Source organism: Sphingobium sp. GW821-FHT02B05, assembly GCF_059421905.1.
The window spans coordinates 24,179-45,819 of sequence record NZ_JBWKVW010000013.1; the positions used below are offsets into that span (position 1 = coordinate 24,179).

Here is a 21,641-nt window from a genome sequence, read left to right on the forward strand (position 1 = left end):
CCAACCCCGCACAGACGGGACCGTCCGGCACGGAGAGGCATGATGACATTAGTGACATCGGCGACCTGGCCGACATATCGGAACTGGCGGAACAGTGCGGCGATAGGCGCCCTCACGGCGGCCATCTTTGCAGGGCCGACTGCCCGTGCCCAGACCGCGCGCGAGGCGGAACTGGAGGCGCGGCTCAACCAGTTGGAAGCGGCGGTGACGGCGCTCAAGGGGGAGTTGCAGGCGGCCCGTACTGACCAGCAGGCGTCGGCGCAGATTGCCCAAAAGGCGGATGATCGTGTCGCCACGCTGGAGAGCAAACCGCCCCCAGAGGGTTTCCAGATCGGCGGGACCAGCTTCAAGATCGGTGGATTCGTCAAGATGGTGGGCAGCGCCACCCGCTATGACGATGGCGAGATGCCGGGCGGCGCGCTGGGCAAGGAATTCTATTTGCCGCAGCAGATTCCGGTCGGGGGCCAGAGCAGCCATGACGTGATCGGCCATGCCCGTCAAAGCCGGCTGTCCTTCGAAACGGAAACGCCCGTCGGCGCCAAGTCGCTCAAGAGCCATATCGAGTTCGACTTCGGGCTGGCGACCGCGCCGGCCGGGGCGCAGCGCGCGACCAACCCCTATACGCCGACGCTGCGCCGCGCCTATTTTACCTATGGCAACTGGCTGCTGGGGCAGGAATGGACGACCTTCCAGAGTCCCAGCCTGTTGCCCGAAACCACCGACTTTGTGGGTCCGATGGAGGGCACCGTCTTCGTGCGCCAGTTGATCGCGCAATATCGGCAGCCGTTGGCCGACAACCTGTCGCTCTATCTGGCGGCGGAAAATCCGCAGACCGAGACGGTGACGCCGGCCGCGGCGGCGCTGGTCGATCGTGACAATGACCGCATGCCCGATCTGGTGGCGAAACTGGCGTATAAGAGCAAGGCGCTGGAATGGCATATCGCGGGGCTGATGCGGATGCTGTCTGTGAATCGTGAGGAACAGGGCGACGCGCGGGATGAAACGGCGATGGGCTGGGGCGTCAGCGGTGGCGCCCGCGTCGCCTTCGGCCCGCAGGGGCGGCATGATGTGCGCCTGCTCGCAACCTATGGCCGGGGGATCGGCCGCTATCTTGGGCTGGGCGCGGTCGCCGATGTGGTGGACGATCCCACGCGCACGCAACGGCTGGGACTGGTCAGCAACCTGTCTGGCTATGCGGCGGTAAAGCTGGGCTGGACCGACAGCCTGCGCTCCACCTTCATGGCGGGTTATCATCGGGCCTATTATCCGTCCGATTTCACCGTGCCGGGGCTGGCGGACAAGGCCGCCTACAGCCTGGCCGGCAACCTGTTCTGGTCCCCGGTCGAGCATCTCGACCTTGGCGTCGAATATCGCCATACTCAACGCGACGTCGTCAGCGGCCTTACGGGCCAGATGGACCGGCTTGAGATGGCGGCCAAATATACATTCTGACTTGGGTTCACGCGATTCCATCCGACTGGACATCGCACTTGAAAGGAGAGGGGCTTATGGCGACGACCTATGACGACGGCCAGCCGAAACAGCATGCGGCGACGCAGAACGAGAAACTCGTCATCGCCGCGTCCTCATTGGGGACGGTGTTCGAATGGTATGATTTCTATCTCTACGGCCTGCTGGCCACCTATATCAGCGCCCAGTTCTTTTCGGGCGTGAACGAGACGACGGGCTTCATCTTCGCGCTGGCGGCGTTCGCGGCGGGCTTTGCGGTGCGGCCGTTCGGCGCACTGGTGTTCGGGCGGATCGGCGATCTGGTCGGGCGCAAGAATACCTTCCTCGTCACCATGGGGATCATGGGCCTGTCGACCTTCGCGGTCGGCCTGCTGCCGAGCTACGCCAGCATCGGCGTGGCGGCGCCGATCGTCCTGCTGCTCATGCGGCTGGCGCAGGGGCTGGCGCTGGGCGGCGAATATGGCGGGGCCGCCACCTATGTGGCCGAACATGCGCCGGAGGGGAAACGTGGCCTCTATACCAGCTGGATTCAGACCACGGCGACCTTCGGCCTGTTTGCGGCGTTGCTGGTGGTCATCGGTTTTCGTTTCGCGCTGGGTGAGGAGGCCTTTGCCGCATGGGGCTGGCGCCTGCCCTTCCTGATTTCGATTGTGCTGCTGGCTGTGTCGATGTGGATACGCCTGCAACTCAACGAAAGCCCGGTCTTCCAGAAGATGAAGGATGAGGGCAAGACGTCCAAGGCGCCACTGACCGAAGCCTTCGGCCAGTGGGGCAATCTGCGCTGGGTCATTATCGCATTGCTGGGCGCGGTCGCGGGGCAGGCGGTGGTCTGGTATGCCGGGCAATTCTACGCGCTCTTCTTCCTGGAAAAGACGCTTAAGGTCGATGGCGCGACCGCCAATATCCTGATCGCCATCGCGCTGGCGCTGGCCACGCCCTTCTTCGTCGTCTTCGGCTGGCTATCGGACAAGATCGGGCGCAAGCCGATCATCCTGGGCGGCTGCGCACTGGCGGCGATCGCCTATTTCCCGCTGTTCGGGGCGCTGACCAACGCCGCCAATCCGGCACTGGCAGCAGCGCAGGCATCCGCACCCATCACGGTCGTCGCCAACGGCAAGGAATGTTCGTTCCAGTTCGATCCCGTGGGCAAGAACAAGTTCGACACATCGAGCTGCGACATCGCCAAGACCTATCTGGCCAAGGCGAGCGCCAGCTATGACAATGTCGAAGCACCGGCCGGCAGCCCGGCGATCGTCAAGATCGGCGCAGCCAGCTTTACAGCGCCCGATCCCGCGACGCTGGCGGGCGATGACAAGAAGGCGGCGATTACCGCCTTTCAGGACGAGCTGAAGGCGGGCCTTGCCAAGGCAGGCTATCCGGCCAAGGCGGACACGGCGCGGATCAACAAGGTGGCGGTGGTCGCTATATTGTGGGCGCTCGCGATGCTGGTGACGATGGTCTATGGCCCGATCGCGGCGATGCTGGTCGAACTTTTCCCCAGCCGCATCCGATATACGTCGATGTCGCTGCCCTACCATATCGGCAATGGCTGGTTCGGCGGCTTCCTGCCGACCACGGCCTTCGCCATGGTCGCGGCGACCGGGGATATCTATTATGGCCTCTGGTATCCGGTCGTGATCGCCGCAGCGACGGTGGTCATTGGGCTGCTGTTCCTGCCGGAGACGTTCCGACGGAATATCGACGACTGAGACAGCGAGTTGGACAGGTAAAATCATGGAGGGGCGGCGCCAGTCGGTGCCGCCCCTTTCTGTTGCGCATGGAACCGGTGCGAAAAAGCGGGTGTTTTCGCCAATTTATGGGATAATATTTTCGGCTTTTTGCGCCGCGCTAGTGGAAATCCACGAATTTTCGGGTTTTTCGCGAATTGGCACGGCCCCTGCAATGTCTTCGGCATGATCCACAACGGATCGCCAAAGAGATTTCAGGGAAGGACCATCATCATGAAGACCATCGCATTTGCCGCCGCCATTCTCGCCGCCACCGTTGCCGTTTCGGCCGCTGCCACCCCCGCCTTCGCGCAGCCGCAGGGCCGGTTCGGCGATGCCAAGGTGACCTATCAGGCGAAGACCGATCGCTATTGCTTCCGCGAAACCCGCACCGGTTCGCACGTCCCGAACATCCGGTGCCAGACCAAGACGGACTGGGCGCAGGACGGCCTGACCATCAGCCGCAAGGCGCCGGTGCAACTGGCCCAGCGCTGATCGCTTATGCCCTTTCCTTGCCCTCGCCCCGGCATCGCGCCGGGCGAGGGCAGGGCGATTCTTGCCGGCGCTACGACGCGAAGCGGGCGATATCGTATGGCGCCATCGGAATGTCGGTCGCGCCCCTGGCGATGATTTCCGCCATCGTCTCGCCCACGCCCGGCCCGATCTGGAAGCCGGAACCGGGGCCGCCGAAAGCGTAGTATAGCCCGCTGACGGCTCGCAAAATGCGAAAAACAAAAGGCTCTGGCCCCGACGAAGCGGCGTCAGAAGGTAAAGCTCGCCCGGACCGTGAACTGGCGGGGCGTGCCCGGCTGGATCCACAGCGCCGAATAGGAGCTGGCATAATATTTCTTGTCGAACAGGTTGGTGACGTCCGCCGACAATTTGATCTGCTCGTTGATGTTGAACGATCCCAATAACTTGGCGATGGTGTAGCTGGGCAGATAGAAATCCGCCGCCGTCTGGCCCAGGCGCCGGCTGACATGCGTCACGCTCGCGCCCAGCATCGCTTCATGATCGCCGATCGCGAAATTCTTGAACAGCAGTGCGTTGCCCTGATGCTTGGGAATGTTGATCAGCGGATCATTCTTGCTGACCCCGGCAGCGGCATAGTCGTCGGCCCAGCCGGCATCGGCATAGGCATAGGTTACGAACAGTTCGAACCCGGCGGGCAGCTTGGCATTGACGTCGAACTCCACGCCCTGGCTCTTGGCCTCGCCGACCGCGATCGACAGGCCGGTCAGCAGGTCGGCGGTCAGGACGTTGCTCTTCTTCATCTTGTAGAGCGAGAGCGTGCTGGTCAGCTTGCCGTCCGGCGTCACGAATTTCGCGCCGACTTCATAGCTTTTGCTGACTTCCGGGGCGAAGGGATTGTTGTTGACGTCGACGCCGCTGTTCGGCCGGAACCCCTTGCCATAGCTGGCATAGAAGGACAGGCTGCTGGTGGGTTCGAACACCAGGCCGGCCATCGGGCTGAACTTGGCGTAGGACGCCGGATTGGTGGTGCCCAGGCGGTTGTCGATATTCTGGCTGAAATCGTCGTAACGGCCGCCAAACCGGACTTTGAACTGTTCCGTGATTTCGATCTGGTCCTGGGCGTAAACGCCCCAGGCCTTCTGCACTTCCGTCGAATCCTGGATCACCGACGTCGGCACTGGCGCGGGGATGGAATAATCAGGGTTGAAGATGTCGATCGAATAGGATTGATCGGCAGCTGTCGGGCGATAGCGCAGCTGGAACGTCTTGATCTTGAACCGGTCCCAGTCGCCGCCGATACGGATATTGTGGACGATGGAGCCGGTTTCCAGCTTGCCGCTGATTTCGCCACGGAACACCATATGGGTGGTGCTATAGTCGCGGTACCGGCGCTGGCGCGACAGGGTCTGCCCGTCATTGTCCAGGCGCTGACGGCCCAGTGCCAGTTCAGGATCGCTGGAATAGCCCTCGAACGTCGTGTCCTTATATCCGGCGCCCAGCATCAACGTCCAGTCATCGTCGAAGTCATGCTGATATTGCGCCTGATGCCCCAGCACGCCGATCTTGATCGGACCGTCATTGGGATTGCTCAGGAAACGCGAATTGGGGATGGCGCCCAGATCATAGCTGGTCGTGCCATCGGCATTGACGGTCGGGATCGCCACCACGCCGCGATCGAAGGGCACTTCCTGCTTCACATATTCCAGTTCGTAGGTGAAGATGTCCCGGTCGGACAGTTTCGCCAGAAAGGATGGGGTCAGCGTATATTTCTGCGTCTCGACCGTGTCGCGGAAGCTTTCGGCCTTTTCGACCGAGCCGTTAATGCGCACCGCGATTGCATCGCTCAGCGGTAGATTATAGTCGCCTTCGGCGCGATAGGTTTCCCAGCTGCCACCTGCGATCGAGAAGCTGCCGCCTTGATCGAAGGTCGGCTTCTTGGTGACGATATTGATCGTGCCACCCGGCTCGCCGCGCCCGAAGAGCGCGCTGTTCGGCCCCTTGAGCACTTCGATCCGATCGACATTGGACGCATCGCGCGGGCCGCCATAGCCGCGACCGCCGTTAAAGCCGTTTACCAGGAAGCCGCTCGGGAAATTCTCGTCCCCGGCAAAGCCACGAATGGCGAAACTGTCCCACAGGCCGCCGAAATTATTCTGCTTCGACAGGCCGCTCGCCAGTTCCAGCGCGGTGTCGAGCCGGGTGATGTTGAGATCCTGGAGCAGCTTGCCTTCCAGAAACTGCACGGCCTGCGGGATTTCCTTGACCGGCGTGTCGCCGAAATATTGGCGCTTGAGACCTGTGACGACGATGTCGCCGTCGGCTTTTTCTGCCGCCGCCGGCTCCTGGGCCTGGGCGATCGAAGACATGGGGATGGCGACGGTGCTGGCGACGCAGGCCAGACGGAGGGCGGATAACGTGCGCATGATGCTGTAACCCCTTATAAAATCACTATTCCCGTAAGTCCTGCGAACATTGGGGGGACCGGTTCTATCTTTCATTCCCACGCGGACTTTGTCCTGTCGTCGGGGCCGATCCTTGGGTGACTTTCCACCGCTTTTGAGCAACGAGGCTCAGTTGCGTGACGGAAATATTACGTCAAACTTGGCTCATGGGACGGCGCAAAATTGTGAATCCTGAGCCGCTACGGCAGGAAAATGCTGCGCCTGATACTGCGTCATGACCCGTGCAAAAGCGGGAAAAACGGCCGCCTTCCAAGCAAGGCAGGCGGCCAGTCGATCCGACGCAGCACCGTCAGAGATATTTCAGCCACCATATGTCCTTGCGCCGCTGTTTCAGCTGCGCGAACCAGCGGGTCGGGACATAGAGGACCGGGATCAGGATGAAGACCCAGATCCACACCCAGCTAAGATGATCGACGCCGAACACCATGCCCTTGGTCGGGCCGTACATCAGCAGCGCGACATTATAGACGAGCTTCAAGACATAGAGGTGCAGCACATAATAAAACATCGGCGCGCCGCCCAGCATGGCCAGCGTCGGCATCGCCTTGCTGCCCTCCAACCGTTCGAACAGCGCCAGCAGCAGGCAGCCCGCGCCGATGGTCGGCATCAGGAACAGCAGGGAGGGCGGATATTTGGTCAGCGCCAGAAAGCTCATCACGGTGCGCAGCGGCGTGTCCGCCACGAACCAGGGCTTGTCGCCATAGATGTTCAGATAACGGATCAGGACGAAGCCCAGGATCAGGCCAAGGCCAAGCAGGGTGAGGCGCCAAATACGTGGCGCGGGGTCGCTGCCACGGGCGAACCAGGGACCGCAGGCATAGCCCAACAGGATGACGCCGATCCACGGCAGGATCGGATAGGTGGTCTTGACCATGGTGCCAGCCAGTTCCAGCTTTTCACGCTGATGCAGGATCGCCCAGGGCACGAACCAGGGGGACTCCCCCGTCAGACGGATCGGATCGAGCAGATTGTGCAGGCACATGATGCTAAGGCCGACCGCGAACTGCGCCGGACGCGGCAGATGTAGCAAAGCGGCCAGCGCCACCATGCTGATGCCGATGGCCCAGATCACCTGCAACCAGATCGCCGTCGGCGGAAAGGCGGGCGCCTGCGTCGGCCAGGCATAGCCGACGACCGTAAATTCCAGAAAGATCAGGAACAGCCCACGTTTCAGCAGAAATTCGGACACCTGTCCCTTGCTGTGCGACTGGCCATAGAGCCAGGCTGACAGGCCCGTCAGTGCGACGAAAGTCGGCGCGCAGAAGGTGGAGAGCAGGCGGGTGAAGAACAGGCCCGGATCGGTCGTGTTGGCGTCCACCGGATCGGTCACTTGCAGATGCAGGAACCATGTCTCGCGGACATGGTCCACCAGCATGAACAGCATGACGAGGCCGCGCAGCGCGTCGATCGCGATGAGCCGCGTCCGTGCCTTCGCGACGCCGATCGGTGATGTCGTGGCACCAGGGCCGATGATGGGCGCCTGGCCCGCTATGCTGTTCATAACCCCGCTTCCTGTCCCCGCGATGCCGTCTGGTCGCATATGATACAACATATCATTTATGGCAATAGGCATTGCGCCTTGTCGTTGGCGACGAGCGGCTCCTTCTCGATGCCCCCGTCTATCCGTCTATCAGCCTACGAAGCTATGGCGCGCGCACCACCGAATGTTCCGAATATGTGACATGGAGAAGCGAAAAATATCAAAGAAGAAGGGCCGGCGAAGCGCTATGCTTCGCCGGCCCTTCGTGCGTTACGCAGGAATCGATCGTCAGGCGGCTTCGAGCGCGACGATATTGACGATATGCGCCTGGGTATATTCCAGCAGGCCCGCCTCGCCCAGTTCGCCGCCCAGTCCCGATTGCTTCACGCCGCGGAACGGGATGTTGGCGTCGATCGCCAGATGCTGGTTGACCCACACCGTCCCTGTGTCGATCTGCATCGCGACAGACGTGGCCCGTTCCACATCCTTGCCCCAAACCGTGCCGGCCAGGCCATAGTCGCTGTCGTTGGCGCGGGCGATGACATCGTCGATATCGTCATATTTCAGCACCGGCAGAACCGGGCCGAACTGTTCTTCCTGCACCAAAGGCGCATCTTCGGGCAGGTCGCGCACGATGGTCGGCGCGATGAAATAGCCCGGACGGTCCATCGGTTCGCCACCGGCCAGCACCGTGCCGCGCGTCTTGGCGTCGGCGATCAGGGCGCTGACCTTGTCGAACTGCATCTTGTTCTGCACCGGCCCGATGGTCGTGCCCTGCTTGGCGCCGTCATCGACGATCGCCTCGTTCGCCAGCTTCGCCAGCTCGTCGCAGAAATCGTCATACATGGCGCTGGGCACATAGGCGCGCTTCACCGCAACGCAGATCTGCCCGGCATTGGTCATCGCGCCCTGATAGACCTTCTTGGCCACCTGCCGCGCATCGACATCGTCCAGCACGATCGCTGCGTCATTGCCGCCCAGTTCCAGCGTCACCCGCTTCACCGTGCCGGCGGACGATGCCATCACCTTCTTGCCAGTCGCGGTCGATCCGGTGAAGGCGACCTTGGCGACATCGGGATGGCCGGTCAGCAGCGGGCCAAGCTCATTCTGGTCGCAGACGATGTTCAGCACGCCGGCGGGCAGGATATCCCTGGCCAGTTCGCCGAACAACAGGGTGGTCAGCGGCGTGGTGGGCGCGGGTTTCGACACCATCGTGTTACCCGTAACCAATGCCGGCCCCAGCTTGTTCATCAGCAGGATCAACGGGAAATTCCATGGCGTGATCGACGCGACGACGCCCAGCGGGGTGCGGTGTTCGACGACCTTGTTGCCGCCTTCGTCGCGCAGCACTTTGGGTTCGATCCGCATCGCGGCGAAGGCGCGCAGGGTGAAGACGCTGCCCATGATCTCGTAACCGGCCTGGTCCAGCGGCTTACCCTGTTCGGCGGTCAGCAGGCTGGCGAACTCGCCGATCCGGGCTTCCAGCGCATCGGCCAGTTTGTTGGTCAGCGCCGCGCGTTCCTCGACCGGGGTCGCGGCCCAGCCGGGCTGCGCCTTCTTGGCTGCCGCGATGGCGCGCTCGGCCAGCGCCTCGTCCGCCTTGGGGCAGAGGGCGAAGGGCTGCGCCGTTGCCGGGTTCACCACGTCGAATGTGCTGACACCGGCGACCAGTTCGCCGTCGATCAGCATCCGAAATTCATGATCCATGAGTCGCTCTCCATTTATTGGGCACCGTCCGGATGGCATTGCCTATCGCAATTCGGCCCGGCTGCCTGTAGCATATATTTGTGCGCTAGGGATACAATAATGGCAAGGGGTATAGTGAAGGGATGAAACAGGGGGCCGATCTCCAGTCGCTTGTGGGCTATCGCGTGCAGCGGGCCAATCTGCTGATGGAAACGGATGCGCGCGCGGCGCTGGCGGACCATGATCTGTCGCCGGCTAAGATGACGGCGCTGATCCTGATCCGCGACAATCCCGGCTGCGACCAGACCGCGCTGGGCCGCGCGCTCAGCATCAACCGTTCCAGCGCGATGAAGCTGGTCAATATCTTGGCCGACAAGGGGCTGGTGGAGCGGCGACCGGGTCGCGACCTGCGCACCAACGCGCTGATGCTCCTGCCCGAAGGCGCGCGCCAGCTGGACGCGATGCTGGCGGCGGTGCGCCAGTCCGACGCGCGCATGACGCAGGGATTGAGCGCGGAGGAACTCAGGACGCTCCGTGCGCTGCTGGCCCGACTGGGGCCGGCGCCCACGCCGGACGACGATGAGGATTGACGACAAGGCCGCTTGCACAAACTGTATCCTTGGCACACAATTGGCGCGAAACAAGCGGTTGATTCGACGCAGGCAGCCGTAAGAATGGGAGACAGGTGCGCGTGACGGAAGCTGCTTTGATGGATGGACCGGCAACATCGGACCGGAGCCTCCCGCCCGCATCGCTCGATTGCCTGCTTCGACCGCGCTCGGTCGCCATCATCGGCGCGTCGGACAAGCCCGGCGCGCTGGGCGCTTCGGTCCTGGCCAATCTGGTGCGGCAGGGCTTTGACGGCGACATCCATCTGGTCAATCCCAAGCGGAAGGAGATTGGCGGCCGGCCCTGCGTCGCCTCGGTCGACGACCTGCCAACCGGTGTCCATGTCGCTGTTCTCGCCATCCCGCGCGCGGGCGTGCTGGACGCCATCCGTGGCCTCGCGCGCAAGGGCGTGGGCGCCGCCGTCATCTTCTCCGCCGGCTTTGCCGAGGACGGGCCGCAGGGTCTGGCCGACCAGCATGAAATCGCCCGCATCGCCCGCGAAAGCGGCATGGTGGTCGAAGGGCCGAACTGCCTTGGCCTCGTCAATTTCCGCGACAATGTCTCACTGACCTTCATCGAAATGCCGGAGGCCAAGGCGCAGGGCGATCGCCGTGTCGGCATCGTCTCGCAATCGGGCGCGATGGCCGCCGTGCTGGCTACGACGATGATCCACCGGGATGTGCCCTTGAGCTGCTACATCTCCACCGGCAACGAAGCGGCGAGCGGAATAGAGGATTATCTCGCCCATCTGGTCGATCAGCCCGACGCCGCCGTCATTGCGCTCATCGCCGAACATGTGCGCGACCCCGCCCGCTTCTTGGCCGCCGCCCGTGCGGCGCGCGCGGCCGGCAAGGCGGTCGTGCTGCTCCATCCCGGCCGCAGTGCGGCGGGCGCGGCCAGCGCCGCCACCCATACAGGGGCGATGGCCGGCGACCATGCGGTCATGACCGTCCATGTCGAGCGCGCCGGCGTCATCCTGGCGGAATCGCTGGAGGAACTGGGCGACATCGTCGAAATCCTCGCCCGATCATCTGACGCAGGCGTAGGCGGCACCGGCATCGTCGCCGAATCCGGCGCGTTCAAGGCGATGATGCTGGATCTGGCCGAAGCGGTCGATCTCGACCTGCCCAAATTGACCGATGCGGACAGCCCGGCCTTGCGCGCGGCGCTGCCCGATTTCGTGCCCGTCACCAACCCAATGGATATTACCGCCCAGGGGCTGGTCGATCCCGGCCTTTACGGTCGTACGCTGGCCGCGCTGGCGCAGGACGACCGGATCGGCACCATCCTGCTCACGCTGATTCAGACCGACACCGGCACGTCGCATGTGAAGTTCAGGGCCGTGCTGGATGCGCTGGAGACCATCGGCGAGACAAAGCCGGTCATCGTCGGCGGCGTCGATGAAGGTGGCGCCGTCTTCGCCGACGACCTTAGCGCGCTGCGTCAAGCCGGCGCCACTTACCTCCCCACCGCCGAACGCATGCTGCGCGCGCTCGCCCGCATTTCCGCCCATCGCCAGCGCGACGCGGCGGTCGCGCCGCTCGACGCTCAGCCGGTCGATGGCCTTTCCCAGGTCGGCAGCACCATCCCCGAATATCGGTCCAAGGCAATCATGGGGGCGCAGGGCATCGCCTTCCCCGCCTTCGAACTGGCGCGCAGTGCGGCGGAAGCCGTCGCCGCGGCCGATCGCCTCGGCTATCCGGTCGTGCTCAAGGCCCAGTCGCCCGAACTGCCGCACAAGAGCGATGCGGGCGGCGTCATCATCAATCTGGCCGATGCCGATGCGGTCTCGGCGGGCTGGGACCGGCTGATGGCCAATCTCGCCGCCTCGCGCCCGGACTTGGTCCTTGACGGCGTACTGGTGGAGGGGATGGCGGCCAAGGGGGTCGAACTGATCGTGGGCGCGCGCAACGACCCGCATTGGGGGCCGACCATCCTCGTCGGCTTCGGCGGCGTCGCGGCGGAATTGCTGCACGACGTCTGCCTGCTTCCGCCCGACCTGACCCGCGATGCGATCATCGCGCAGATCCGCACGCTGCGCATGGCGCCGCTGCTTGATGGCTTCCGTGGCGCACCGGCCATGGATATCGGCGCGGTCGCCGACATTGTCCAGCGCCTGGGCCAGATGGTTGCCGCCACGCCCGCGATCAGCGAAGTCGATCTCAACCCGGTGATCGTCTATCCGCAGGGGCAGGGCGCGATCGCGCTGGATGCGCTGATTTCCCTCTAATAACCTCCGTCATTGCGGGCGGAACCCGCTCCGCTCGCAATGACGGCATAGTCAGGTCAGCGCATAATAGCGCAGCACATTGCCGTCCGCTCGCCGCTCGCCCACGCCGATGAACACATGTTTGGTCAGCCAGTCATGCTTGCCGACCGGGCATTCGAAGCTGGGATTGCCGCGCAGATAATAATCCTGCTGCTCCACCGGCTGTCCGTCGGCAAAGGCCCAGTCCCGCAGCTTTTGCATCGTGTCGGGCTTGCGCCCCCACAGGAAACCGCGATTGTTGAGCAGGATCAGCGTCCCATCCTCCTCCTCCAGCATATAGCGCGCGTCGAACACGGCAACATCGTCCGGCCGGAAATAGGCATAGTCGCCGCCCGATCCCGGCACCGCCTTGCCCTTGATCCGCGGCCCTTCGAACGTGCCGCCATCGACATAGACGGCGCTGCGATTGCCGCCCATCGGCGTGTTGACGATGGTCTGGACGCGCGGGAATTGCAGCCGCACCTCCATCGCGAATTCCAGCCGCGGATTGTCCAGCGTCGAAAACAGGTCACTCATCATCCAAGCTCCAAGGTTCCGCCATCGACAAAGAGATTGGCGGCAGTGATAAAACTGGCCTCGTCCGACGCCAGGAACAGCACGGCGCGCGCGACTTCGTCCGCCCGGCCCATGCGCTTCATCGGCACGGCCGCGATCATCGCCGCGCGCAGATTGTCCACATCGGCCTCGTTCATGCCCGGATTGCGGTGCAGCAGCGGCGTCTCGATCGGGCCGGGACTGACCAGATTGACGCGGATGCCCTCGCTCACCAATTCCCCCGCAATCACCTTCATTGCCGCATAAAGCCCGCCCTTGGCCGCCGCATAGGCGGTGTTGCCGGGCACGAAGGCATGGCCGCCGATCGACCCCGTCGCCACGATCGACCCGCCCCGGCCCATCAGCCGCAGCGCCCTCTGGATGGCAAAGACACAGCCCCGCAGATTGACGCCATGCACATGGTCCCAATCGGCCGGCGTCAGGTCGCGGATCGGCGCGAAGCCGCCCACGCCCGCATTGACGAACAGCGTGTCGATCCGCCCGTCCTGCACCGCGATGTCGGCGATCACCGACTCCATCGCGTCCGGATCGGCAATGTCCGCGCGATAGCCCCGCGCGCCGTCCATCCCGGCCACCGCCGCGTCGATCGTCGCCTGATCCCGCCCGGTCAGCCGCACGATCCCGGCCTCCGCCGCGAAAGCCTGCGCACTGGCCAGGCCGATGCCGCTATTGCCGCCGACCACCAATATGATCTTGTCCCTGAACCGCATGCTCTCTCTCCGGCTCAGAAGGGCGAATGGGGATTGGGGCTTTCCGTCGGCACATCCTGCACCGTGTCCCAATGTTCGACGATCATGTCGCCCGCGATGCGAAAGATATCCATCACCGCAAAGCCCGGATCGCCCGCAAACCGCCGTACATGATAATGGACGATCACATGGTCGCCATCGGCAAAGCGCCGCTTGATGTCATGCACCGCATCGGGATTTTCGCTCCTCACCTTGCGCAGGAAGGCTTTCAGCGGCGCCAACCCGGTGTCCACCCACTGATTATGCTGGATATAGTCGGGCGCGATGAACCGGTCCGCCGCGTCGCCATCCATTGGTATCAAAACATGGTCGAACATAGCCTGGACCAGATCCAGATTGCGCTGTTCCTGCTGCGTATAAGCCATCATCCTCTCCTGTATATTTTCCGCTGGCGCACGGCCTCGCTTTTCGGATACGATAACGATCGTTATTAAAAGAACAAGAGCCAAGGAAGAGGAAAGCGCCATGAACCGCGCCGATTATGACCGCTATGCGCAGGCTTTCAACGATCGCGACTATGATACGGTCTTCGATTTCTATGCGTCGGGCGCCAGCATCCGCTTCTTTGGCGTGGACCTTGGCACGCGCGACGCATTCAAGTGCTTCTACGGTTTCCTCCATGCCCATGTCATCGAGACGCTCACGATCGAACGCTTCGCCGCCAGCGAAGAACTGGTCGCGCTGGAGGGGATTATTCGGGTCGAAGCCACGCAGGATCTGGATGCGGCAACGCTCGCGGCGCAGGGCCTCGACCAGTTCATGCCGATCGCGAAAGGCGAAGTGCAGCAAATGCGCCAATATATCCATTATCACGTCGCCGATGGCCGGTTCACCAGCGTGGGCTGCGCCATCGTCGGCTTGACTTGAGCGCCGGCAGATGCCCTATCGGGAGACCATGTCGAACAGCAGCCCGCCCCAAAAGACGTCGGCGTCGGCCGAAACCAGTCCTGCCGATACGCTCCACCGCGTCCTGCGGCTCGCCAACAAGCTGATGGCGCCTTTCTCCACCTATCTGGAGCATCGCTACAAGATCAGCCTGAACGAGTTTCGCCTGTTGATGCTGCTTGGCCGCTTTCCCAATTCGGCCAGCCATGAACTGGCGGAGATGACCGGGGTAAACCCGATGAGCGTCTCGCGCGCGGTCGCCGCACTCCAGAAGCACGGGCGCATCACCGTGGAACGCGACCCGGCCAACAAGCGGCGCAAGATATTGGTCCTGACCGAAGAGGGGCGGCGTCTCTATCTGCTGATGCGGCCGCAGACCGACAAGGTCGCAACCTATCTCGTTTCCGACCTCAAGGCCAAGGAAGTCGATACGCTCAACCAGTATCTCGACACGCTGGTCGACACGCTGGAAGCGAATGACGAGTCGGGCAACAGCCGCTTCCTGGAATTCACCCGGCCCGACGGCGACGAGGACCCCGCCGCCTGAGCGGACGAGGGACCGTTCAGGCGCGGGCCGTCGATGTCCGGTTGCCCAGTGCCAGCATCACCAGCAGCATCGCCAGGAAACTGACGCCCAGCACCCCGGTCAGCGGCAGGATGGAGACCGAGGGCAGCAACGACACCGCTGCGCTCGCTGCGGCCGTGATCGCCAGCTGCAACGTGCCGAGCAGACCCGCCGCCGCGCCCGCGCCGCCCGCCGCCGCATCCAGCGCCGATATCGCCGCGGGCGTCAGGATGAAGCCGGACAGGGCGAACAGCAGCATCGACCAGGGCTGGAACAGCGCGATCGGCACAGGCATCGACATGCCCGCCGCGGCGATCAGCGCGGTCGCGCCCATCGCGACCAGCGCCACGCCCGTCACCAGAGGCCGCGCGCCCAGCCGGCGCATCAGCGATGGCGCGAACTGGGTGGCGATGATCGACGTCACGGCATTGAGTGCCAGCAACAGGCTGTAGTGATGCGCAGTGAGGCCAAAGCCCTGCGTATAGATGAAGGGTGCGGCGGTCACGAAGGCGAAGGGGACGGTCGTCGCCAGCCCCGCCACCAGCGTCCAGCCCAGAAAAGAGGGCGTGCCGAGCAGCCGGCCATAGGCATGCAGCACCGGTTGACGGTGCTGCCGCCGCTGCGGCGGGAGCGATTCGGGCAGGAAGAGCGCCACTGCGACCAACGCCACCGCCCCGCCGCCGGCCAGCAGCAGGAAGAGGCCGCGCCAGGACATGCTCTGTAACAGGATGCTGCCCGCCAGCGGCGCCAGCACCGGCGATATACCGATGATGAGGAAGGTAAAGGCCATCAGCTTCGCCGCCCGATGGCCGCTATGCCGGTCGCGGATCATCGCCCGCACGCTCGACGTGCCCGCGCATGCGCCCATGCCCTGTAGAAAGCGACAGGCGATCAGCATGTTAAGGCTGGTCGCCATGGCGCAGGCAACGGACGCGATCGCGAACAGCAACAGCCCGCCGATCAGCGGCCGGCGCCGGCCATAGCGATCGCCCAGCGTGCCGAGAGGGATCTGCGCCAGGGCCAGCCCAAGGAAAAAGGCGGACAGGGTACGCTGCACCGCGCCGCTGTCCGCCGCCATCGCCCGCGCCATGCCCGGCATGGCCGGCAGATACAGGTCGATGGCAAAGGGGCCGAGCGAGGACAGAAAGCCGAAGGCGATGCCCAGCAACAGGGTCGGTTCCGTCTCCTGCGGACCCGAACGGCGATCGGCTTGTGCCATATATATTTATATCCTCTCCCTAATTAGTAACGAACGTTATATTTGTTTGCAGGCGGCGACAAGCGATTGCTGCATGCCACATGTCGTCGTCATCGCAGGACAAAGGACGGGCGCAGGTGCCGAACATGGCGCGGCATTTCGATTTGCATAATGTGTCATCAGCATACAATGTGCGGCTGAAAAGGGGGCATGGCGTCGCAGGCCGCCCCGCATAAGATCAACCGAGAGGAGCGCAGCCCATGGCCCCCGTTTCGACCATCGTGTCGTCATTGCCCGCCGACGATCCGCGCAGCATCTTGGCCAGCCAGCCGATGCGCCTGCCCCAATGCGTCGCCATCGCGATCTGCTTCCTGCTCAACGCACTCGACGGCTTCGACATATTGGCCGTCACCTTCGCTGCGCCCGGCATCGCCAGACAATGGAGCATCGGGCCCGGTGCGATCGGGCTGGTCGTGTCATCGGGCCTTGCCGGCATGGTGGTGGGATCGCTCACGCTGGGCCAGCTGGCCGATCGCATCGGGCGGCGGCCGCAGGTGCTGCTGTGCCTCGCCATCATGGTCAGCGGCATGGCCGCATCCGCCTTCGCCCCCAACGTGCTGCTGCTCTGCCTGCTGCGCGCTTACACCGGCCTTGGCCTGGGCGCGGTGCTGGCGGCGGTGAACGCGCTGTCGGCGGAGTTCGCCAATCGCAAGCGCCGCGACCTGTCGGTCAGCATCATGGCGGCGGGCTATCCTGCCGGCGGTATCGTCGGCGGATGGGCGGCGGCGCAGTTGCTCAAACATCATGGCTGGGAATCCATCTTCCTGTTCGGCGCGGGCGCGACGGCAGTGATGGTCCCGCTGGTGCTGCTGTTCCTGCCCGAATCGATCGGCTGGCTGGCGACGCGCGGCGGGCCGGATGCGCTGGCGCGGATCAACGCCATATTGCAGCGTCTGGGGCAGCCGCCGGCGGGTCGGCTTGTCGCACTGGAAGAGCCGAAGGCCGCCATGCGATCGCTCTTCACCGACCGCTATCGTGCGACGACGATCGCGCTCATCTTCATGTATGGCCTGCACATGATGACCTTCTATTATGCGCTGGGCTGGACCCCGGCGCTGGTCGTGTCCCTGGGTTTCGATCCGTCGCAGGCGACGATCGTGTCGGTATTCATGAACATGGGCGGGGCGACCGGTGGCGTGATGCTGGGTTTCCTGTCGCCGCGCCTCGGCCTGCGTCCGCTGGTGCTGTTCGGGCTGGCCGGCGCGGCGGCGGCGGTCGCGGCCTTCGGCGCGGTGCCGGCCGACATCGTGATGCTTCAGGCGGCGGCTTTCCTGCTCGGCTTCCTCGCCAATGGATCGGTCGTGGGCCTCTATGCGCTGATCGCGAACATCTATCCCACCACGCTGCGCGCGACCGGCACCGGCACAGTGATCGGTTTCGGCCGCTGCGGCGCGGCGCTTGGCCCCTTCCTCGCGGGGCAATTACTGGCGATCGGGGCAGGGCGGGGCGTCACCTCGCTCGCCCTCGCGCTCGGCTCCGCCGTGGCGGCGCTGGTCCTTCTGGTCGCCCACCTGCGCGTGGCGGACGAGGATGCGGTGTAGCTGCCAACGGATCATGGTTTATCAACCCACTTCACACCGCCCGTTCCGCATCCATCATCGCCTGCAACATGCGTCGCCCTTCCACCGCGTTGCGATCGCTCTTCAGCAGCAATTCTGGTGGGTTCTCGCCCACCACGGCCAGCATCGCCTCGATCTCCTCGGTGGCGAACTTGTCCTCGGCGATCACGGGGCGAAGATACGCCTCCATGATGTCGATCGCCCGCGCGTCCGTCGTCGCCATGGCGAAGAAATAGGTGCAGCTATGCGGCGTTTCGGGCGTCACGGCATGATAGACCCGGCTCGACGCAAAGGCTTCGCCCGCCCGTTCATGCCCCTGCGGAAATCGGCTTTCGTCGATACCGGCATGAAACCCCGGCATATGGAAATCCATCCCGCTCACCCGGTCGATCCGGCTCAGGTCATGGCCCATATGTGCCACCACCGGCGGCGCGGCGGCATCGCGCATATGACGGCGGCTCCCCAGAAAGCCGGGCCGCTTGACCACATCTTCGGGCGTCGCTGCATTGTCCAGCGTCCCGATCGAACTGCCATGCAGGAAGGCGAGGTGGGTCAGGTCCAGCAGATTGTCGTTCAGCAACTGCGCCCGACCCTTCACATGCTCCACGAACAGGGCGCGCGCTGTCATGCCCGGCGCTGTCAGGCCGATCGCCTCCAGATCCGGCAGCAGCGCGGGATCGGCCCTGTCAGCGTCCCCCATCCATATCCATGCCCACAGCCCATGTTCGATCAGCGGGTAGCTGGGGATATGATAGGATCGCGGGGTGAAGCTCTGGCTCGGAATATCGGTGCATTGGCCGTCCGGCCCGAAGGCGATGCCGTGATAGCCGCAGATAATTCCGTCCCCCTTGCGACAGCTTTTGCCCAACGGGAAATGGCGGTGCGGGCATCGCCCGCCGACCGCGACGGCCTGCCCATCCTGCTTGCGATAGAGGACGACCGGCTGATTGAGGATCGTGCGCGCCAGCAGCGCCTCCCCAATCTCATGCGTAAAGCCGGCAACATACCAGCCATTGCGGACGGCGAACGAGCCGGCGGTGAAGGGATACATGATTTAAGCCTCTCCTGATTTCTATCAGACGTACAGTGTAAGTTCGGCACAAATCCGGCAGCTGTCAAGAGCGGCGTCCGTTCACCGTACAAAGAGGCGGGGACGCATTTTCCGGCTGGCAAGCCACGAAACATTCGTGTAGATGAAATATTCATGGATGCGAAATCATCAGATCGCGATCTGGGCGCCCCCCTCCTGATCCTGCCGGGATTGCTCTGCGATTCCCGCATGTTCGGCGAGACGCTGGCGGCTTTCTCCGGCAGCGGCGTGGTGGACGGCTTTTACGCCGGTTGCGATCGAATCGAGGAGATGGCCGACTATGCCATCGCCCGCATGCCCGACCGGTGCGCCCTGCTTGGCCATTCCATGGGCGCGCGCGTCGCGCTGGAAGTGATTCGCAAGGTGCCCGACCGGATCGAACGGCTGGCGCTGGTCGATACCGGCGTCCATCCGGTCAAGCCCGGCGAGCGGGAAGGGCGCCACAAGTTGCGCGACCTCGGTCGCGACCGGGGCATGGCCGCGCTGGTCGCCCAGTGGCTGCCGCCGATGATGGGCTTTGCCGGCCTGCGCGACGAAGCGCTGATGGACATGCTCTACGCCATGGCGGTCGACGCCGGCCTCGCTACGTTCGAGGCGCAGATCGAGGCGCTGCTGCACCGCCCGTCGGTGGATACGCTTCTGCCGGCCATCGCCTGCCCGACCATGGCGATCGTCGGCCGGCAGGACCAATGGTCCCCCGTCGCGCAGCATGAAGCCATCGCCGCCGCCATTCCCGGTGCGCAATTGCGTGTCGTCGAACGGGCCGGCCACATGATGCCGGCCGAAGCGCCAATGGCCTTCAATGCTCAGGTGCAGGACTGGCTCGCCATCCCTGTCCCTGTCCTGTTTTCGTGAACTTCCAAACAAGTCGAAGGAGAGGTTTGAATGACTGACAAGACCCTGCAACAGCTGCTCGATGAAAAGGGCGATATCGTCGAATTCCTGCGTAACCAGCAGGTCGGCCCCAACGCCTATCCGGGCGTGCCGGGCGAATATAGCAACTGGCGCGACGAACAGCGCAGCTGGGCGGAAAGCTCGGTCCTGTTCAACCAGAGCTTCCACATGGTCGACCTGCTCGTCACCGGCCCCGGCGCGTTCGACATGCTCGCCTATCTCGCGCCCAACAGCTTCAAGGGCTTCGTGCCGAACCGCGCCAAGCAGTTCGCCCCCGTCACGCCCGAAGGCTATGTGATCGGCGACGTCATCCTCTTCTATCTGGAAGAAGAAAAGTTCGAGCTGGTCGGCCGTGCGCCCTCGATCGAATGGGTCGAATATTGGGCCTCGACCGGCAAGTGGGACGTGAAGGTGGAACGCGACGAACGCACCATCGCCCGCCCGCTCGACCAGCAGGGTTATCGCCGCAACTATCGTTTCCAGTTGCAGGGGCCAAACGCCATGCCGGTGCTGGAAAAGGCGATGGGCCAGACCCCGCCGGACCTCAAATTCTTCCACATGGCGCCGATCACCATCGCCGGCGTCGAAGTGCGCGCGCTGCGTCACGGCATGGCCGGCCAGCCGGGTTACGAGCTTTTCGGTCCGTGGAAGGATTATGACACCGTCCGCAACGCGCTCATTGAAGCGGGCAAGGATTATGGCCTGACCCTGTGCGGCGGCCGTACCTATTCGTCCAACACGCTGGAATCCGGCTGGATCCCCTCGCCGCTGCCCGCCACCTATACCGGCGAAGGCTCGAAGGGCTTCCGCGAATGGATCGGCGAGAACAGCTATGAAGGCAAATGCTCGCTCGGCGGCAGCTTCGTCTCCGACAATATCGAGGATTATTACCTCAACCCGTGGGAGCTGGGCTATGGCATCATGGTCAAGTTCGACCATGAATTCGTCGGCCGCGAAGCGCTGGAAAAGATCAAGGATCAGCCGCATCGCCAGAAGGTGACGCTGGCCCTCGACAATGAGGATATCGTCCGCGTCATGAGTTCCATGCTCCAGACCGGCGACAAGGCGAAGTTCCTCGAATTTCCCAGTGCCGTCTATTGCATGCACCCCTATGACGCGGTGCTGAAGGACGGCAAGACCGTCGGCCTGTCGACCTGGATCGGCTACACCATCAATGCCGGCCGCTTCCTGGCGCTGGCGATGGTCGACGCCGAGTTCGCCGCACCGGGCACCGAAGTGACGTTGCTCTGGGGTGAACCCGATGGCGGCACGTCCAAGCCGACCGTCGAGCGGCACGTCCAGACCGAAATCAAGGCGATCGTCTCCTCGGTCCCCTATTCGGAAGCTGCGCGCGACCATTATGCCGACGGCTGGCGCACCAAGGCCGCGTAATCGGAAAGTGATTTCAAGTCCGATGGAACATCGGACGGCTCGGAAATCACGGCGAATAAAAGCCTATGCCCGAGCGGGGCTGGAACGGGGGATGCCTGAAAGGCGTCCCCCGTTTTGTTGCTCTAAAGCCGTCACCCCAGCGAAGGCTGGGGTCTCAGGCGGCAGTAAAGGGAGGCCGGCCGCCTCGCGCTATCCGTTCGCGCAGCGCATCCGTGCCTCAGATCCCGGCCTTCGCTGGGATGACGGCATGGAATTGGGGCGTCTGCCATCTCAAACGGGCCAACCTCATCGGCTTCCACACAATCCTTCCAATGTAGGATAATAGCTGATCTATCCTGATGGATGGATCACAGCCCTGACCAGTCCTGCACATTCGCATATCCCGCGCCTATAGGGTGCGCTCCGCGCGCATTCCGGTCGCTTCTGTGTCGCGCGACTGGCGCGCGATCGTCGCGCATCTGTCGCGTCCCTGTGACCCAGGTGGCGCGTCACCGGCGCACCGCAGGCGCGTGGGGGG

Annotated in this window: 19 protein-coding genes; 10 read left to right on the forward strand and 9 right to left on the reverse strand. The window is 63.7% G+C overall.

Features of this window, described 5'->3' with window-relative positions; genetic code table 11:
* The first annotated feature begins 39 nt into the window (after positions 1–39).
* From AC07UX_RS19930 to AC07UX_RS19940, 3 genes are all read left to right on the forward strand, one after another.
* The gene (locus AC07UX_RS19930; RefSeq protein WP_495193719.1) at positions 40–1,452 is read left to right on the forward strand and encodes a DcaP family trimeric outer membrane transporter; all 1,413 of its coding nucleotides are present in this window, start codon (positions 40–42) and stop codon (positions 1,450–1,452) included.
* A gap of 56 nt (positions 1,453–1,508) precedes the next feature.
* Positions 1,509–3,179, forward strand: a complete 1,671-nt coding sequence (locus AC07UX_RS19935; RefSeq protein WP_495193720.1) for an MFS transporter — start codon at positions 1,509–1,511, stop codon at positions 3,177–3,179.
* 252 nt (positions 3,180–3,431) lie between these two features.
* The gene (locus tag AC07UX_RS19940) at positions 3,432–3,692 is read left to right on the forward strand and encodes a hypothetical protein (RefSeq protein ID WP_495193721.1); all 261 of its coding nucleotides are present in this window, start codon (positions 3,432–3,434) and stop codon (positions 3,690–3,692) included.
* 70 nt (positions 3,693–3,762) lie between these two features.
* Here the strand turns inward: AC07UX_RS19940 and AC07UX_RS19945 are convergent, their stop codons facing one another.
* The 4 genes from AC07UX_RS19945 to AC07UX_RS19960 all read right to left on the reverse strand — a co-directional run bounded on the left by AC07UX_RS19945 (position 3,763) and on the right by AC07UX_RS19960 (position 9,320).
* Entirely contained in the window at positions 3,763–3,918 is a 156-nt protein-coding gene (locus tag AC07UX_RS19945; RefSeq protein ID WP_495193722.1) for a hypothetical protein, read from the reverse strand.
* 40 nt (positions 3,919–3,958) lie between these two features.
* On the reverse strand, positions 3,959–6,094 hold the full coding sequence (locus AC07UX_RS19950; protein ID WP_495193723.1) for a TonB-dependent siderophore receptor: 2,136 nt from the start codon (positions 6,092–6,094) through the stop codon (positions 3,959–3,961).
* Positions 6,095–6,422: 328 nt separating this feature from the next.
* Positions 6,423–7,634: an acetyltransferase domain-containing protein gene (locus AC07UX_RS19955; RefSeq protein ID WP_495193724.1), complete on the reverse strand. Its 1,212-nt coding sequence runs from the start codon at positions 7,632–7,634 to the stop codon at positions 6,423–6,425.
* 267 nt (positions 7,635–7,901) lie between these two features.
* Entirely contained in the window at positions 7,902–9,320 is a 1,419-nt protein-coding gene (locus AC07UX_RS19960) for an aldehyde dehydrogenase family protein (protein WP_495193725.1), read from the reverse strand.
* Positions 9,321–9,442: 122 nt separating this feature from the next.
* On the opposite strand from AC07UX_RS19960, the gene AC07UX_RS19965 reads away from it, so the two are divergent.
* Both AC07UX_RS19965 and AC07UX_RS19970 read left to right on the forward strand, forming a co-directional pair.
* Positions 9,443–9,889, forward strand: a complete 447-nt coding sequence (locus tag AC07UX_RS19965; RefSeq protein ID WP_495193726.1) for a MarR family winged helix-turn-helix transcriptional regulator — start codon at positions 9,443–9,445, stop codon at positions 9,887–9,889.
* A 119-nt stretch (positions 9,890–10,008) separates the two neighbouring features.
* A complete protein-coding gene (locus tag AC07UX_RS19970; protein ID WP_495193769.1) occupies positions 10,009–12,138 on the forward strand; it encodes an acetate--CoA ligase family protein in 2,130 nt (709 codons plus the stop codon).
* 51 nt (positions 12,139–12,189) lie between these two features.
* On the opposite strand, the gene AC07UX_RS19975 is transcribed toward AC07UX_RS19970, so the two are convergent.
* From AC07UX_RS19975 to AC07UX_RS19985, 3 genes are read right to left on the reverse strand one after another with little or no spacing between them, the layout of a single operon-like run.
* Positions 12,190–12,693, reverse strand: coding sequence for a DUF3237 domain-containing protein (locus AC07UX_RS19975; RefSeq protein ID WP_495193770.1), 504 nt, complete (start codon positions 12,691–12,693; stop codon positions 12,190–12,192).
* Positions 12,693–13,442: an SDR family oxidoreductase gene (locus AC07UX_RS19980; protein ID WP_495193727.1), complete on the reverse strand. Its 750-nt coding sequence runs from the start codon at positions 13,440–13,442 to the stop codon at positions 12,693–12,695. Before AC07UX_RS19980 ends, AC07UX_RS19975 begins: the two co-directional genes overlap by 1 nt.
* 14 nt (positions 13,443–13,456) lie before the next feature.
* The gene (locus AC07UX_RS19985; RefSeq protein WP_495193728.1) at positions 13,457–13,849 is read right to left on the reverse strand and encodes a nuclear transport factor 2 family protein; all 393 of its coding nucleotides are present in this window, start codon (positions 13,847–13,849) and stop codon (positions 13,457–13,459) included.
* A 97-nt stretch (positions 13,850–13,946) separates the two neighbouring features.
* Here AC07UX_RS19985 and AC07UX_RS19990 point away from each other — a divergent pair, with 97 nt between their 5' ends.
* Positions 13,947–14,348, forward strand: coding sequence for a nuclear transport factor 2 family protein (locus AC07UX_RS19990; protein ID WP_495193729.1), 402 nt, complete (start codon positions 13,947–13,949; stop codon positions 14,346–14,348).
* 28 nt (positions 14,349–14,376) lie between these two features.
* Positions 14,377–14,913, forward strand: a complete 537-nt coding sequence (locus AC07UX_RS19995; protein ID WP_495193730.1) for a MarR family winged helix-turn-helix transcriptional regulator — start codon at positions 14,377–14,379, stop codon at positions 14,911–14,913.
* Between the two features lie 16 nt (positions 14,914–14,929).
* Here AC07UX_RS19995 and AC07UX_RS20000 read toward each other — a convergent pair whose 3' ends face one another.
* Positions 14,930–16,150 (reverse strand): multidrug effflux MFS transporter, encoded by a 1,221-nt coding sequence (locus AC07UX_RS20000; protein WP_495193731.1) that lies wholly within the window; start codon positions 16,148–16,150, stop codon positions 14,930–14,932.
* A 239-nt stretch (positions 16,151–16,389) separates the two neighbouring features.
* On the opposite strand from AC07UX_RS20000, the gene AC07UX_RS20005 reads away from it, so the two are divergent.
* Positions 16,390–17,730 carry an MFS transporter gene (locus AC07UX_RS20005; protein WP_495193732.1) on the forward strand — a complete coding sequence of 447 codons (1,341 nt, stop codon included), beginning with the start codon at positions 16,390–16,392 and terminating at the stop codon, positions 17,728–17,730.
* Positions 17,731–17,761: 31 nt separating this feature from the next.
* Here AC07UX_RS20005 and AC07UX_RS20010 read toward each other — a convergent pair whose 3' ends face one another.
* Positions 17,762–18,799 carry a Rieske 2Fe-2S domain-containing protein gene (locus tag AC07UX_RS20010; protein ID WP_495193733.1) on the reverse strand — a complete coding sequence of 346 codons (1,038 nt, stop codon included), beginning with the start codon at positions 18,797–18,799 and terminating at the stop codon, positions 17,762–17,764.
* Between the two features lie 153 nt (positions 18,800–18,952).
* Between AC07UX_RS20010 and AC07UX_RS20015 the strand changes: the two genes are divergently transcribed.
* Together AC07UX_RS20015 and desA are read left to right on the forward strand one after the other, a co-directional pair.
* Positions 18,953–19,693: an alpha/beta fold hydrolase gene (locus AC07UX_RS20015; RefSeq protein ID WP_495193734.1), complete on the forward strand. Its 741-nt coding sequence runs from the start codon at positions 18,953–18,955 to the stop codon at positions 19,691–19,693.
* Positions 19,694–19,723: 30 nt separating this feature from the next.
* Positions 19,724–21,124: a syringate O-demethylase gene (gene desA / locus AC07UX_RS20020; protein WP_495193735.1), complete on the forward strand. Its 1,401-nt coding sequence runs from the start codon at positions 19,724–19,726 to the stop codon at positions 21,122–21,124.
* The last annotated feature ends 517 nt before the right edge of the window (positions 21,125–21,641 follow it).